This is a genomic window from Pseudomonas sp. NFACC24-1, assembly GCF_900115235.1.
GTDB lineage: Bacteria > Pseudomonadota > Gammaproteobacteria > Pseudomonadales > Pseudomonadaceae > Aquipseudomonas > Aquipseudomonas fluorescens_AA.
Map to the genome: position 1 here is coordinate 15,647 of NZ_FOVS01000004.1, position 15,573 is coordinate 31,219.

12 protein-coding genes are annotated in these 15,573 nt (G+C 63.0%); all 12 read left to right on the forward strand.

The annotated features are described in order from the left end of the window. Positions 1–2: 2 nt before the first annotated feature. The 12 genes from BM317_RS05465 to BM317_RS05520 all read left to right on the forward strand — a co-directional run bounded on the left by BM317_RS05465 (position 3) and on the right by BM317_RS05520 (position 15,358). Positions 3–650, forward strand: a complete 648-nt coding sequence (locus tag BM317_RS05465; RefSeq protein ID WP_092164334.1) for a DNA repair protein — start codon at positions 3–5, stop codon at positions 648–650. Positions 651–672: 22 nt separating this feature from the next. Further along, positions 673–1,152: a YbjN domain-containing protein gene (locus tag BM317_RS05470; protein ID WP_092473395.1), complete on the forward strand. Its 480-nt coding sequence runs from the start codon at positions 673–675 to the stop codon at positions 1,150–1,152. Further along, the gene (locus tag BM317_RS05475) at positions 1,149–2,093 is read left to right on the forward strand and encodes a peptidylprolyl isomerase (protein ID WP_092473397.1); all 945 of its coding nucleotides are present in this window, start codon (positions 1,149–1,151) and stop codon (positions 2,091–2,093) included. Before BM317_RS05470 ends, BM317_RS05475 begins: the two co-directional genes overlap by 4 nt. A 211-nt stretch (positions 2,094–2,304) precedes the next feature. Beyond that, positions 2,305–3,285 carry a LysR family transcriptional regulator gene (locus tag BM317_RS05480; RefSeq protein ID WP_092473399.1) on the forward strand — a complete coding sequence of 327 codons (981 nt, stop codon included), beginning with the start codon at positions 2,305–2,307 and terminating at the stop codon, positions 3,283–3,285. A gap of 228 nt (positions 3,286–3,513) precedes the next feature. Then, positions 3,514–4,011 carry a GNAT family N-acetyltransferase gene (locus BM317_RS05485; RefSeq protein ID WP_092473401.1) on the forward strand — a complete coding sequence of 166 codons (498 nt, stop codon included), beginning with the start codon at positions 3,514–3,516 and terminating at the stop codon, positions 4,009–4,011. A gap of 97 nt (positions 4,012–4,108) precedes the next feature. After that, positions 4,109–4,603, forward strand: a complete 495-nt coding sequence (locus BM317_RS05490) for a hypothetical protein (protein WP_092164342.1) — start codon at positions 4,109–4,111, stop codon at positions 4,601–4,603. 92 nt (positions 4,604–4,695) lie between these two features. Further along, entirely contained in the window at positions 4,696–5,367 is a 672-nt protein-coding gene (locus BM317_RS05495) for a DUF3313 domain-containing protein (protein ID WP_092164343.1), read from the forward strand. Between the two features lie 117 nt (positions 5,368–5,484). Beyond that, positions 5,485–5,985, forward strand: coding sequence for a thiol peroxidase (gene tpx / locus BM317_RS05500; protein ID WP_018602018.1), 501 nt, complete (start codon positions 5,485–5,487; stop codon positions 5,983–5,985). Positions 5,986–6,176: 191 nt separating this feature from the next. Then, the gene (locus BM317_RS05505) at positions 6,177–7,490 is read left to right on the forward strand and encodes an MdtA/MuxA family multidrug efflux RND transporter periplasmic adaptor subunit (RefSeq protein ID WP_092473403.1); all 1,314 of its coding nucleotides are present in this window, start codon (positions 6,177–6,179) and stop codon (positions 7,488–7,490) included. Then, a complete protein-coding gene (locus BM317_RS05510) occupies positions 7,487–10,582 on the forward strand; it encodes an MdtB/MuxB family multidrug efflux RND transporter permease subunit (protein ID WP_092473405.1) in 3,096 nt (1,031 codons plus the stop codon). Before BM317_RS05505 ends, BM317_RS05510 begins: the two co-directional genes overlap by 4 nt. 199 nt (positions 10,583–10,781) lie before the next feature. Continuing rightward, positions 10,782–13,886, forward strand: coding sequence for an efflux RND transporter permease subunit (locus BM317_RS05515; RefSeq protein WP_092473407.1), 3,105 nt, complete (start codon positions 10,782–10,784; stop codon positions 13,884–13,886). Further along, positions 13,883–15,358 (forward strand): efflux transporter outer membrane subunit, encoded by a 1,476-nt coding sequence (locus BM317_RS05520; RefSeq protein ID WP_092473409.1) that lies wholly within the window; start codon positions 13,883–13,885, stop codon positions 15,356–15,358. The genes BM317_RS05515 and BM317_RS05520 overlap by 4 nt, the downstream gene beginning before the upstream one ends. Positions 15,359–15,573 lie beyond the last annotated feature (215 nt).

Below are 15,573 nucleotides of genomic sequence, written 5' to 3' on the forward strand. Positions count from 1 at the left end.
TCATGAAAAGGCGTGCCATCTACCAATGTCCGGCCGCGTTACTGGTGCTGGGCCTGCTTCTGAGCGGCGGCGCCCACGGCGAAGGCCTGGAAGAACGCCTGCGGGCGCAACTGCGCAGCACCACCGCCCAGTTGCAAACCCTGCAAAGCGAACAGGCCCAGGCCAGTGCCGCCCGGCAGGCCGCAGAGAGCCAGGCCAAGGAGGCCCAGGCGCAGATCAAGCAATTGACCGCGCAATTGAGCAAGGCCCAGGCCCTGAATGAGCAACTGGCCGGGCATCAGCAAAACCTGCAAAGCCAGGCCCAGGCCCAGGTGGCGGCCAGCAACGAGCAAATGGGCAAGTTCAAGAAAGCCTACGACGAGCTGCTGGTCCTGGCTCGTGGCAAAGAGGCCGAGCGCGCGCGTCTGGAGGCGCAATTGACCGAACGTGACACACAAGTGCAGCAATGTTCGGTCAAGAATCAGCAGATGTACGAAGTCGCCAAGACGCTGCTGCATGCCTACGAAACCATTGATGTGACCGACATCGTGAAGATCCGCCAGCCGTTCGCGGCCAAGGCCCGGGTGCGTTTCGAAGAGCTGGCCCAAGGGTTCGGCGATGATCTCTACAAGAACCGTTTCGATGCGCCCCAGGCCTCGATCACTCACTGAACAGAACAAGGATGAATCGAACATGACCTCAATGATTGAAAACGTCGGTGCGAAATCCCTGACCGAGTTGTTGCAGGCCGCGGGTTATCGGGTCAACGAAACCGAGCAGAACGGCATTGTGCAACTACTCAGTGCCAGCCAGGGCATCGGCTTTGCCGTGCGTTTCGGCAATCCGGCGGCGATGGCGGGCGAGTACCTGGACTTCACCTTCAGCTGTGCCTTGCGGGTGCAAGGCCAATTGCCGGACGGGTTGGCAGAGCTGTGGAACGCCTCGCGACGTTTTGCCCGGTTGTCGCTGCAAGGCGAATTCCTGGTGATGGAAATGGACGTCGTGGTTGCGGCGGGCGTGAGTGCCGATCATCTGCGCAGTCACCTGGAACTGTGGGACCGCCTGTTGCAGGAGTTCATTGTCTACCTGCGTGAGTACAGCCAGAACGCGGCGCGGGCGCAAACCCCGGCCGAGCCCGTCGAGGCGTTCTTGGAGGAGGCCGTCGCATCGTGAAAAAGCCGACCTTCGTCATCAGCGCCGCCGCACTGGGCCTGATCGCCTTAGCGCTGGTGCTGGGCCTGCGGCCGGGCAGCGATCCGGTCGCCGCGGTACAGACCGCCAGCGTCGTTTCGGCCGACTCGCCGAGTTTGGCCCGATTGGGCAACCAGCAGGTCAGCCCCGAAGAGCTCAAGATCTTGCTGGCCGCACTGGCCCCCGAGGTTCGTCAGCAAATGCGTGGTAATCGGGCTGCCCTGGAGAGCTGGATCCGTGCTCGCCTGGCGGAGAAAGCCGTGTTGGAGCAGGCCGATGCCCAGGGTTGGCGCCAGCGGCCCGAGGTGGAGCGGCAGACACGAGCGGCGGCTGAGCAGATTGTGTTTCGCGATTACTTGCAGTCGGTGAGCCAGGTGCCGGCCGGCTATCCCAGTGAAGACGAGTTGAAACAGGCTTACGACGCCGGGAAAGCCAACTGGACCGCACCGGCGTTGTACCGCGTCAGCCAGATTTTCCTGGCAGCCACCGAACCGCAAACCGTGGAGGCAGTGCGCCGGCAAGCGCTGGAATTGAGCAAGAAAGCCCAGGCCTCACCCGCTGAGTTCGGTGCCCTGGCCAGTCGTTTTTCTCAAGACCGCACCAGTGCCGAGCGCGGCGGTGACAGTGGTTATCAGCCGTTGCAGCAACTGGTGCCGCCGGTGCGCGAGGCGGTGGCACGCTTGAAGGTCGGCGCGGTATCGGACCCGGTGCAGAGCCCGGCAGGGTTCCATGTCATCAAGCTTACCGAGCAACAACCGGCCCGAGAGGCGACCCTGGACGAAGTCCGTGAGCGCCTGACCCAGGCCCTGCGTGCCCAGCGCCAGGAACAGATCGCCAAGGCGTACCTGGACGGCATGCTCGACACGGCGACGTTGAGCATCGATGGCGCGCAGTTGAGCAAGGTGTTGGAGGAGGGGCTCTAGCCTAGGTACTTTGTTTGATGTGAACACCTTTGTGGCAAGAGGATTTACTTGTGGCGAGGGGATTTTTTTGTGGCGAGGGGATTTATCCCCGTTGGGCTGCGTAGCAGCCCCTATCAATATCCCTCAGTGTCAGACCTGATGGATTTCAAGCCAAGGGGACCCACGGGGATAAATCCCCTCGCCACTTCGTACAACCGACAGGGAGTCACCCATGACCTTCATCGAGCCCGCAGGACGCCAGGCTGTCACCGCATACCGCACACCGTTGCGTGCCCCCGACCCGTGGCTGGCCATGGCCGGCGGTATCGAGCCGCAGGTGGCACAGTGCTTCCTGGTCAGTGCCCGTTGCGGCTGCTTCATGCAAGCGGCCCGCAGCCTCAACGTCAAGGCGACCTGGCTGCGCAAGCAATTGGCGCAATTGGAGGCGCGGCTGCAGCGTTCGCTGTTCAGCTTCCAGGGCAGTGCCTTGACCCTCAGCCGCGAGGGCCGGCAGTTGCAGGCGCGCTTGATCAGCCTGGCCCACGAAAGCGCGCCGCCCATGAACGATCAACCCTTGATTCGCCTGGCCGTGGCCGAGTCGATACTGCATGACATCCTGGGCCGTGACCTGATTTCATTGCTGCGACGCAACGCCAGCGTGCGACTGCAGATCATCACCCTGGACAGTGACCTGGCGCTGCAAGCCGTCAGCGCCGACCTGGTGCTGTGGTTGAGCGATGCCCACACGTTGGGGCCGGTGCCGAGTTTCGCCACGTTGCCCGCGGATCGACTGGCGCGGCTGGACTATGTGCCGCACATCGCCAAGCGCTACTCGCGCCCGGCCACACGCCCGGACTGCCTCGACGACCTGAACGACTACATGCTGGTGCAATGGCAGGCGGACCGACACGTGGACGGCTTCGCACCGTGGAACGCCTTGATAGACCAACGCCGGGCCGGCGTGGTGCAGGTGCAGTCCTACGAACTGATGCTGGAAATGATTCGCTGCAGCGCCTGCATCGGCCTGTTGCCGCAGTACATGAGCCGCTTCGACCGAGGCCTGGTGGCGTTGCCGCAAGTGTTCGGCCTGTCGATGCAACGGCACTTGTGGATGGCCGTCAATGCCCAGGCCGAAGGCTCGCCAGAGGTGCAGATGCTGCGTGAGCTGATCCACCACACGCTGGATGAGCGGCGGGATTGGTTCCAGGCCTGACCGAAACAGGAAATAGCATCTCTGTGGGAGCAAGCTTGCTCGCGATAGCGGTCGTTCATTAGACATCGATGCCGGTTGGAAGGGCCTCATCGCGAGCAAGCTCGGCTCCCACATGGGTTTTTGGGCGCCCACAGATTCAGCATCCACCAACAACTCCCACTGGTTCCCGATATAACCTGACGCGGCTTATAGTGGTCGGCCTTGTCGCACCTCCAGGAAGGAGCCCCCATGTCCGAGTCTTCGATCACCCTCGCACGCTTCACTGAAGCCCACATCGCCGGTGTCACCGCGCTCTACAACGACCCGGCGGTGACTCGCCAGGTACTGCAAATGCCTTTCCAGTCCACCGAAGTCTGGCGCAAGCGCCTGGCGACGGATGACGAACGCTTGTTGAAGCTGGTGGCCCTGCACGCGGGTGAAGTCATCGGCAACCTGGGGCTGGAGCAGTTTTCGCGGGTGCGTCGGGTCCATTGCGGCAGCCTCGGCATGGGGGTGGCTGTCGCCTGGCAGGGCAAAGGCGTGGGGTCGATGCTGCTGGCTGCCGCGCTGGACGTCGCCGACAACTGGATGAACCTGCGTCGGGTCGAGCTGACGGTGTACGCCGACAATGAAGCGGCCATCGGGCTGTACCGCAAGTTCGGCTTCGAAAGCGAAGGCGTGATGCGCGACTATGCCGTGCGTGACGGACGTTGGGTGGATACCCTCGCCATGGCGCGGCTGCGCTGAAGGATCAGTCACGCAGGTAAAGTGGCTTTTACGTACGCCGGCGTCTTGGACCTGTCATCATCCAGCTTCGCAGTACTCCCTAATCGAGGAACGGCCCATGGACGATGTACAGCAACTGGGCGAGATGCTTCGTCACTACGCCGACAGCGAAGCGCACAAGAAACAACTGCACCAGGCCCAGTCGGCGGTTTGGGCGCAACAGATCGAGGCGCTGTACGGGCAAATCGAGCAATGGCTGGCGCCGGTCATGGCGCTCGGCCTGCTGGAACTGAACCGTGAGACGTATGTGGCCCACGGATCGAAAGTTCCTGTAGAAACATCCGCTTTCAAGACCGAAAAACTGACCTTGGCCATTACCGGTAAACCGGTGGAGTTCGTGCCGGATGTGATGGGGGTAGGCGGCTTGGTTTCTTTGTCGATCATCGGCCTGGCCGCGACCCGTCACGGTAGCATTTCCCTGGTGTGCCAGCCGCCATCGACGCAATGGCAATGGCGCCGGACCAATGGGTTGAAGGACCCCGACACGTTTGCCTTCGATGCCAACTTTCTCGCCCAACAATTGCAGAGCCTGATACCTCGCGAGCGCGGCTGAATCACTTGTTCTTCTCAGGGCAGGCAAAAAGCTGCCCATTGGCTATACCTGTAGTTCCGGCCCCGCCTCGTGTGGCTTACAGGAGTGACAGCATGAAGTTCGCGTCAATGATTGGCAGCATCTGCATAGCCTCGCTTGCCTTGGCGGGTTGTTCGAGCAAAGTCACCCAGCCGGATGAATATTCCGGGTTCCTGGGGGATTACAGCCGGCTCAAGGAAGAGAAGTCGCCGTCGGGGGCCGAGGTCATGCGTTGGGTCGATCCGAAGATCGATCTGAACAAATACACCAGCCTCTATATCGAGCCGACTCAGCTTTACCCCAAGCCGCAGCCGACCGTGAAGATCCCCCAGGCCACGCTGTCGGGCATCACCGCGTATTACGACCAGGCCCTCATGCGGGAGGCGGGGAAGTCCTTGCCCTTGGCGACCGTTCCAGGGCCGGGTGTATTGGTGATACGGGCGGCGATCACGGCTGTCAGTAGCAAGACCGAAGGCTTGAAACCGTATGAGGTGGTCCCGATTGCGCTGGTGGCGGCCGCTGTCAGCACCGCCAGCGGTATTCGCGACCAGGAAACCACCTTGGGCACCGAAGCGGTTTTTCTCGACGGTGGCAACAACGCGGTGGTCGCCCAGGTGGTGCGCAAGGGCACGGGCAAGCCACTGTCCAACGAATCCCAGGTCATGAAGCCCGATGATGTCAAAGGGGTCATTGATGGCTGGGCGTCGGATTTGCATCAGTCGTTTCTGCAGCTCAAGGCCAAATAGCCATCACCGTCGCCGGGGTGTCGACGCCATGTCTTTTTATGTCCGGCCATAGGTCGCGCGAGCATTTCGTGGTTAACTCCGGCCTCACCATTTTCAACTGTCAGAAGGAATCCGTTCATGGCTCAAGTCACCCTCAAAGGCAACCCGGTCCAAGTCAACGGTCAGTTGCCACAAGCCGGTTCCAAGGCGCCAGCCTTTTCCCTGGTCGCCGGCAATCTGTCGGACGTTTCCCTGAAGGACTTCGCCGGCAAGCGCAAAGTGCTGAACATTTTCCCGAGCGTCGACACACCGACCTGCGCCACCTCCGTGCGCAAGTTCAATGCCCAGGCCAACGAGCTGAACAACACCGTAGTGCTGTGCATCTCCGCCGACCTGCCGTTTGCCCAGGCGCGCTTCTGCGGTGCCGAAGGCCTGGAAAACGTCCAGAACCTGTCCACCTTGCGCGGTGCCGAGTTCATCCAGGACTACGGCGTGGCGATTGCCGACGGCCCACTGAAAGGCCTGACCGCCCGTGCCGTGGTCGTGCTGGACGAAAACGACACCGTGCTGCACAGCGAGCTGGTCAAGGAAATCGCCGAAGAGCCGAACTACGACGCGGCCCTGGCTGTTCTGAAATAAGTGGAATGAAATAAGGTATTTATTACAATTGTTAACGGCCTGGCCCTGCCCAGGCCGTTTTCTTTTGTGCTTCAAGGCCTTAGCTGACTATTCGAAAGGTAAGCCCAACGTAAATTGCCGGTAAAGGCGCTTTGCTAAATACCCGTCAGTGCTTATCGTTCAGCCTCCCGTAAAAGAAGTCCACGCGCCCAATGGTTGATCACTCCATGCAATCGTCTGTTTCCCGCAATTCCCGTCGCTGGCTGCTCGGCCTGTTCGTCCTGTTGGTCGTCGCAGCGCTGGCCTGGAAGTTCTGGCCCGGTGGTCCGGCCCAGAAGCCGGGGGCGGGGGACAAGGCCGCGACGGGACACGTGGGACGCTCGGGCGGCATGCGGCCGGGGTTCGGTGGGGCGACGGGGCCGATCCCGGTGCGGGTGGCGCCGGCGGTGACCGGGGATTTCCCGCTGTACTTCAAGGCGCTGGGCACGGTCACGGCCCTCAACACCATCAACGTGCGCAGCCGTGTGGGTGGCGAACTGGTCAAGATCGCCTTCGAAGAGGGCCAAATGGTCAAGGCTGGGGACTTGCTGGCCGAGATCGACCCACGCCCATACCAGAACGCCTTGCTCCAGGCCGAAGGCACGCTGTTGCAGAACCAGGCCCAACTGAAAAATGCCCAGGTCGACCTTGAGCGGTATCGCGGCCTGTACGCCGAAGACAGTATTGCCAAGCAGACCCTCGACACCGCCGCGGCCTTGGTGGGCCAGTACCAGGGCACGGTCAAGACCAACCAGGCGGCGGTCAACGACGCCAAGCTCAACCTGGAATTCACCAGGATCCGCGCGCCGATTACCGGCCGCGTGGGCTTGAGGCAACTGGACATCGGCAACCTGGTGTCGGCCAACGACACCACGGCCCTGGCGGTCATCACCCAGACCCAGCCTATCAGCGTCGTGTTCACCCTGCCGGAAAACAACCTCGACACGGTACTCACCCGTTACCGCAGCGGGGCAAAACTGCCCGTCGAAGCCTGGGACCGTGGCGACGAGAAGCGCCAGGCCAGTGGCGTGTTGCAAAGCCTGGACAACCAGATCGATGTCACCACCGGCACCTTGAGGTTCAAGGCCCGCTACGAGAACCGCGACCAGTCGCTGTTCCCCAATCAGTTCGTCAACGTCCACCTGCTGGCCGACACCCTCAAAGGCGTGGTCCTGGCGCCGACGGCGGCTATTCAGTTCGGCACCAACGGCACTTTCGTCTACGCCCTGGAGGGCGACAAGAAGGTCACCATCAAGAAGCTGAAGATCGGGGCCAGCGACGGCACGAACACCGTGGTCACCGAAGGCCTGGCCGCTGGCGACCGGGTGGTGCTCGAAGGCACCGATCGCCTGAAGGAAGGCAGCGAAGTGGAGGTGGTCAACGACAGCCAGGAGGTGCCCACCACGCCAACCGAGCACTTGCAGGGCAAGTCTGCGGCGGTGCCTGGGTCGGCTGAGGCCGACAAGGCGAACAAGGGCGGCGCATGAATCTCTCGCGGCTGTTCATTCTTCGCCCGGTCGCCACCACCCTGAGCATGCTGGCGATCATCCTCGCCGGCCTGATCGCCTACCGGTTGCTGCCGGTGTCGGCACTGCCCCAGGTCGACTACCCGACCATCCGCGTGATGACCCTGTACCCGGGGGCCAGTCCCGATGTGATGACCAGTGCGGTCACTGCGCCCCTGGAGCGGCAGTTCGGGCAGATGCCGGGCCTGACGCAAATGGCCTCCACCAGTTCCGGTGGCGCCTCGGTGATTACCCTGCGCTTCAACCTGGACATCAACATGGATGTCGCCGAGCAGCAGGTGCAGGCCGCGATCAATGCGGCCACCAACCTGCTGCCCAAGGACCTGCCGGCGCCGCCGGTGTACAACAAGGTCAATCCGGCCGACACCCCGGTACTGACCTTGGCGATCACTTCCAAGACCATGCTGCTGCCCAAGCTCAATGACTTGGTGGACACCCGCATGGCGCAGAAAATAGCCCAGATCAGCGGCGTCGGCATGGTCACCATCGCCGGTGGCCAGCGCCAGGCCGTGCGAATCAAGGTCAACCCCGAGGCGCTGGCGGCCAACGGCCTGAACCTGGCGGATGTGCGTACGCTGATCGGTGCTTCCAACGTCAATCAGCCCAAGGGCAACTTCGACGGCCCGACCCGGGTCTCGATGCTCGATGCCAACGACCAGTTGACCTCGCCCAAGGACTACGCCGAGCTGATCCTGGCCTACGCCAATGGCGCGCCGTTGCGGCTCAAGGACGTGGCACAGATCGTCGACGGGGCCGAAAACGAACGCCTTGCCGCCTGGGCCAACGAAAACCAGGCCGTGCTGCTGAACATCCAGCGCCAGCCGGGGGCCAATGTCATCGAGGTGGTGGACCGGATCAAGGCCTTGCTGCCGAGCATTACCGATAACCTGCCGGCCGGCCTGGACGTCATCGTGCTGACCGACCGCACCCAGACCATCCGTGCTTCGGTCACCGACGTGCAGCATGAATTGCTGATCGCCATCGCCCTGGTGGTCATGGTGACGTTCCTGTTCCTGCGTCGCGTCAGTGCCACGATCATCCCGTCGGTGGCCGTGCCGTTGTCGTTGATCGGCACCTTCGGCGTGATGTACCTGGCCGGTTTCTCCATCAATAACCTGACCCTGATGGCCCTGACCATCGCCACCGGTTTCGTGGTGGACGATGCCATCGTCATGCTGGAGAACATCGCCCGCTTCATCGAGGAGGGCGACAGCCCGTTGCAGGCCGCGCTCAAGGGCGCCAAGCAGATCGGCTTCACGTTGATTTCCCTGACCTTGTCGTTGATCGCCGTGCTGATCCCGTTGCTGTTCATGGCCGATGTGGTCGGGCGCTTGTTCCGCGAGTTCGCCATCACCCTGGCGGTGGCCATCCTGATTTCCCTGGTGGTGTCCCTGACCCTGACGCCGATGATGTGCGCCCGCTTGCTCAAGCGCGAGCCCAAGGAAGCAGAGCAGGGCCGTTTCTACCGTGCCAGCGGCGCCTGGATCGACTGGTTGATCGCCGCCTACGGGCGCAAGTTGCAGTGGGTGCTCAAGCATCAGCCACTGACCCTGCTGGTGGCGGTGGGCAGCCTGGTGCTGACGGTGGTGTTGTACCTGGCCGTGCCCAAGGGTTTTTTCCCGGTGCAGGACACCGGGGTGATCCAGGGCATTTCCGAGGCGCCGCAATCGATCTCCTTTGCCGCCATGAGTGAGCGCCAGCAGCAGTTGGCCAAGGTGATCCTCGCCGACCCGGCGGTGCAGAGCCTGTCGTCCTACATCGGCGTGGACGGCGACAACGCCACGCTCAACAGCGGTCGCCTGCTGATCAACCTCAAGCCCCACAGCGAACGGGATGACAGCGCCACCGAGATCATTGCCCGCTTGCAGCCACAGCTGGATCGACTGGTAGGCATTCGCCTGTTCATGCAGCCGGTGCAGGACCTGACCATCGAAGACCGGGTCAGCCGTACTCAATACCAGTTCAGCCTGTCATCGCCGGACGCCGAATTGCTCAGCCTCTGGAGCGGGCGCCTGGTCGAGGCCCTGGGCCGCCAGCCGGAACTGACCGACGTGGCCAGCGACCTGCAGGACAAGGGCTTGCAGGTCTACCTGGTGATCGACCGCGACGCGGCCTCACGCCTGGGCGTCTCGGTGTCGAACATCACCGATGCGCTGTATGACGCCTTCGGCCAGCGACAGATCTCCACCATCTACACCCAGGCCAGCCAGTACCGCGTGGTGTTGCAGGCCCAGGCCGGGGAGCGGATCGGACCGCAGGCGCTGGACCAGATCCACGTCAAGACCACCGATGGCGGGCAGGTGCGCTTGTCGAGCTTGGCCCGGGTCGAAGAACGCCAGGCCCAATTGGCGATTGCCCACATCGGTCAGTTTCCGGCGGTGATGATGTCGTTCAACCTCGCGCCCGGCGTGGCCCTCGGGCATGCGGTGGACATGATCGAGAAGGTCCAGCAGGAAATCGGCATGCCGGTGGGCGTGCAGACCGAATTCCAAGGTGCGGCCCAGGCGTTCCAGGCATCGTTGTCGAGTACCTTGCTGCTGATCCTGGCGGCGGTGGTGACCATGTACATCGTCCTGGGCGTGCTGTACGAGAGCTACATCCACCCGATCACCATCCTCTCGACATTGCCCTCGGCGGCCATCGGTGCCTTGCTGGCGTTGATCATCAGTGGCAACGATTTAGGCATGATCGCGATCATCGGCATCATCCTGCTGATCGGCATCGTCAAGAAGAACGCGATCATGATGATCGACTTCGCCCTCGACGCCGAACGCAACCAGGGCATGGACCCGCAGACGGCGATCTACCAGGCGGCGTTGCTGCGCTTCCGCCCGATCCTGATGACCACCCTGGCGGCGTTGTTCGGTGCCATACCGCTGATGTTCGCCTCCGGTTCCGGCGCCGAACTGCGCCAGCCCCTGGGCTTGGTGATGGTGGGTGGGTTGTTGGTGAGCCAGGTCTTGACGTTGTTCACCACACCGGTGATCTACCTGTACTTCGATCGCCTGGGCCGCCGCTTTGCCAAGCCGGAAGGGAAAGAGGTGCGGGTATGACAGTCGGGAGCTTCCGGCTGGACCCTGCGCCGCAGAACTTGGGGCAAGTGCGCTTTTTGTGGCGAGGGGATTTATCCCCGCTTGAGTGCGCAGCGCTCACAAAAGGGGCCGCTACGCAGCCCAGCGGGGATAAATCCCCTCGCCACAAAAGCCCGGTCATTCTTCTCGGTCTTCGGTCTGAAGCCCGGAGCGGCGGCCGATGAACCTCTCCGGCCCCTTCATCCGCCGCCCCGTGGCGACCATGCTCCTGAGCTTCGCCATCATGCTGCTCGGTGGCGTGTGTTTCGGCCTGCTGCCGGTTTCGCCGCTGCCTCAGATGGATTTCCCGGTCATCGTGGTCCAGGCCAACCTGCCAGGGGCCAGCCCCGAGGTGATGGCTTCGACGGTGGCAACGCCCCTGGAGCGTTCCTTCGGTGCTATCGCCGGGGTCAACACCATGAGCAGCCGCTCCAGCCAGGGTTCTACGCGGGTCATCCTGCAATTCGACCTGGACCGCGACATCAACGGCGCCGCCCGGGAAGTGCAGGCGGCCATCAATGCGTCGCGCAACCTGTTGCCCAGCGGCATGCGCAGCATGCCCACCTACAAGAAGGTCAACCCGTCCCAGGCGCCGATCATGGTGCTGTCGCTGACTTCCGATGTGTTGGAAAAAGGCCAGCTCTACGACCTGGCCTCCACCATCCTGTCCCAGAGCCTGTCCCAGGTCTCGGGAGTCGGTGAAGTGCAGATCGGTGGCAGCTCCCTGCCGGCGGTCCGCATTGAGCTGGAACCGCAATTGCTCAACCAGTACGGCGTGGCCCTGGATGACGTGCGCAACGCTATCGCCGACAGCAACGTGCGCCGGCCCAAGGGTTCGGTGGAGGACGACCGGCGCATGTGGCAGGTGCAGGCCAATGACCAGTTGGAGAAGGCCAAGGACTACGAGACGCTGATCATCCGCTACCAGGACGGCTCAGTGCTGCGGCTCAAGGATGTGGCGAAAGTCACCGACAGCGTCGAGGATCGCTACAACAGCGGTTTCTTCAACAACGATGCCGCCGTGCTGCTGGTGATCAACCGCCAGGCCGGGGCCAACATCATCGAGACGGTCAACGAGATCAAGGCGCAACTGCCGGCGTTGCAGGCGGTGCTGCCGGCCAGCGTCAAGCTGAACCTGGCGATGGACCGTTCGCCGGTGATCAAGGCCACCCTGCATGAGGCGGAAATGACCTTGCTGATCGCCGTGGCCCTGGTGGTGCTGGTGGTGTTCCTGTTCCTCGGCAACTTCCGCGCCTCGCTGATCCCGACCCTGGCGGTACCGGTGTCGCTGGTAGGCACGTTCGCGGTGATGTACCTGTACGGTTTCTCCTTGAACAACCTGTCGCTGATGGCGTTGATCCTGGCGACCGGGTTGGTGGTGGACGACGCCATCGTGGTGCTGGAGAACATTTCCCGGCACATCGACGAAGGCGTGCCACCGATGAAAGCTGCCTATATGGGCGCCGAAGAAGTCGGCTTTACGTTGCTGTCGATGAACGTTTCGCTGGTGGCGGTATTCCTGTCGATCCTGTTCATGGGCGGCATCATCGAGAGCCTGTTCCGCGAATTCTCCATCACCCTGGCGGCCTCCATCGTGGTCTCGCTGGTGGTGTCGCTGACCCTTACGCCGATGCTTTGCGCCCGTTGGCTCAAGCCTCACGTACCGGGGCAGGAGAACCGCTTGCAGCGCTGGAGCCAGGGGCTCAACGAGCGGATGGTCCGCGGTTACGCCATCAGCCTGGACTGGGTGCTGCGCCATCGGCGCCTGACCTTGCTCAGCCTGCTGGTGACCATTGGCGTGAACGTCGCGTTGTATGTGGTGGTGCCGAAAACCTTCATGCCACAGCAGGACACCGGCCAACTGATCGGTTTCGTGCGTGGCGACGACGGGCTGTCGTTCAATGTGATGCAGCCGAAGATGGAAATCTTCCGCCGTGCCGTGCTCAAGGACGAGGCGGTGCAAAGCGTCGCCGGTTTCATCGGCGGCAACAACGGCACCAACAACGCCTTCATGCTGGTGCGTCTGAAGCCGATCAAGGAGCGGGGGATTTCCGCACAGAAAGTCATCGAGCGCCTGCGCAAGGAGATGCCCAAGGTGCCCGGCGGCCAATTGATGCTGATGGCCGACCAGGACCTGCAATTCGGTGGCGGTCGCGAGCAGACCACTTCGCAGTATTCCTACATCCTGCAAAGCGCCGACCTGGCGACGCTGCGCACCTGGTACCCCAAGGTCGTGGCGGCCTTCCGGGCCTTGCCGGAGCTGACCGCCATCGATGCCCGCGACGGTGGCGGGGCGCAGCAGGTGACGCTGGTGGTGGACCGCGACCAGGCCAAGCGCCTGGGCATCGACATGGACATGGTCACCGCCGTGCTCAACAACGCCTACAGCCAGCGGCAGATTTCCACCATCTACGACAGCCTCAACCAGTATCAGGTGGTGATGGAGGTCAATCCCAAGTATGCCCAGGACCCGAGCACCCTCGAGCAGGTCCAGGTGATCACCGCCGACGGCGCGCGGGTGCCGCTGTCGGCCATTGCCCATTACGAGAACAGCCTGGAGGACGACCGTGTCAGCCATGAAGGCCAGTTCGCTTCCGAGGGCATTTCCTTCGACATGGCCGAAGGCGTCACGGTGGAGCAGGGCACCGCGGCTATCGAGCGGGCGATTGCCAAGCTCGGGATGCCCGAGGATGTCATCGCGAAAATGGCCGGTACCGCCGACGCGTTCGCCGCCACCCAGAAGAGCCAGCCGTTCATGATCCTCGGCGCGTTGCTGGCGGTGTACCTGGTGCTGGGCGTGCTGTACGAAAGCTACATCCATCCGCTGACCATCCTGTCCACCTTGCCATCGGCCGGGGTCGGCGCCTTGTTGTCGATCTACGCACTGGGCAGCGAGTTCAGCCTGATCTCGCTGTTGGGGCTGTTCCTGCTGATCGGCGTGGTGAAGAAAAACGCCATCCTGATGATCGATCTGGCGCTGCAACTGGAGCGTGCCGGGCAGACGCCGCTGGAATCGATCCGCAGCGCTTGCCTGCTGCGATTGCGGCCCATCCTGATGACCACGCTGGCGGCGATCCTGGGGGCCTTGCCGCTGCTGCTCGGCGCCGCCGAAGGCGCGGAAATGCGCCAGCCGCTGGGCCTGACCATCATCGGTGGGCTGGTGTTCAGCCAAGTGCTGACGCTCTATACCACGCCGGTGGTTTACCTTTATCTCGACAAGCTGCGCCATCGCTTCAACCGCTGGCGTGGCGTGCGCACCGATGCTGCCCTGGAAACTCCGCTATGACCGACCGTTCGCCTTTCAATCTTGCCGCAACGCTGGCGACCGCCCGTGGCTCGCGGGTACTGAGCCTGGTGCTGTGCGTGGCGATGCTTAGCGCCTGCGCCGTCGGTCCGGATTACCAGCGCCCCGAGGCGGCCGCCCCGGTGCAATACAAGGAGGCCCAGGGCTGGCGCCAGGCCAACCCCAGCGATGCGCTGGCCCGGGGCGCCTGGTGGGAGCTCTACGGCGATACGCAACTCAACGGCCTGGTGGACAAGCTCAACGCCTCCAACCAGACCGTGGCCCAGGCCGAAGCCCAGTACCGGCAGGCCCGGGCACTGGTGCGCAATGCTCGTGGCGCGTTTTTCCCCACGGTGGACCTGACTGTTGGCAAGACGCGCTCCAGCCAGGGCACCGGCAGCAGCAGTTCGAGCTTGAGCAGTTCGTCCAGCGGCATTCGCGACACCTACAGCGCCCAGGCCGGCGTCAGTTGGGAGGCGGATGTGTGGGGCAAGTTGCGCCGCACCCTGGAAGCCGACGAGGCGAGCGCGCAAGCGAGTTTCGCCGACCTGGCGGCGATGCGCCTGAGCCAGCAATCGGAACTGGTGCAGAACTACTTGCAGTTGCGGGTGATCGATGAGCAGAAGCGTTTGTTGCAGACCACCGTCGACAACTATCAGCGCTCGCTGAAAATGACCGAAAACCAATACCGTGCCGGCGTCTCCGGCAAGGACGCGGTGGCCCAGGCGCAAAACCAGCTCAAGACCACCCAGGGCGACCTGATCGACCTGATCTGGCAGCGAGCCCAGTTCGAAAACGCCATCGCCGTGCTCATCGGCCTGCCACCGGCGGAATTCAACCTGGCGGAGGTCCAGGACATCCCAAGCCTGCCCCAGATCCCGGTGGCGCTGCCCTCCCAACTGCTCGAGCGCCGGCCGGACATCGCTTCGGCAGAGCGCTCGGTGATGGCCGCCAATGCCAACATCGGCGTCGCCAAGGCCGCGTATTACCCGGACCTGACCCTGAGCCTCAGCGGCGGCTACAGCAGCAGTACCTACGACAACTGGGTGAGCGTGCCGAACCGCTTCTGGTCGGTAGGGCCGCAACTGGCGATGACACTGTTCGATGGCGGCCAGCGTTCGGCGGAAGTCGATCGCACCGTCGCGGCCTACGACCAGACCGTCGCCACCTATCGCCAGACCGTGCTCGATGGCTTGCGCGAGGTGGAAAACTACATGATCCAGCTCAAGGTGCTGGAAGACGAAGCCCGCGTGCGCCAGGAAGCCCTGGACGCCGCCCGGGAATCCCTGCGCCTGACGCAGAACCAATACCGGGCCGGATTGATTGCCTACCTCGACGTGGTCACCGTCCAGGCCACCGCGCTGAGCAACGAACGCAGCATGCTGAGCCTGCAACAGAGCCGCTTGATTGCCAGCGTGCAACTGATTGCGGCGTTGGGCGGTGGTTGGGATGGGCAGTTAAAGACGGATGAGTAAGTCAGAACGAAGCAGGTCCCTGCGGCGAGGGGATTTATCCCCGCTGGGCTGCGCAGCAGCCCCAACTATTTTTGTCACTGCGGTACGTCAGGCAGGATGCAAGAGGGGACGCTTCGCGCCCCAGCGGGGATAAATCCCCTCGCCACAGGGGGCACCTTAGCTTGGTCGGCAGCCAAGTCCCGCTTTTGGCCGATGCACTGCCTACGTCCTGCCGC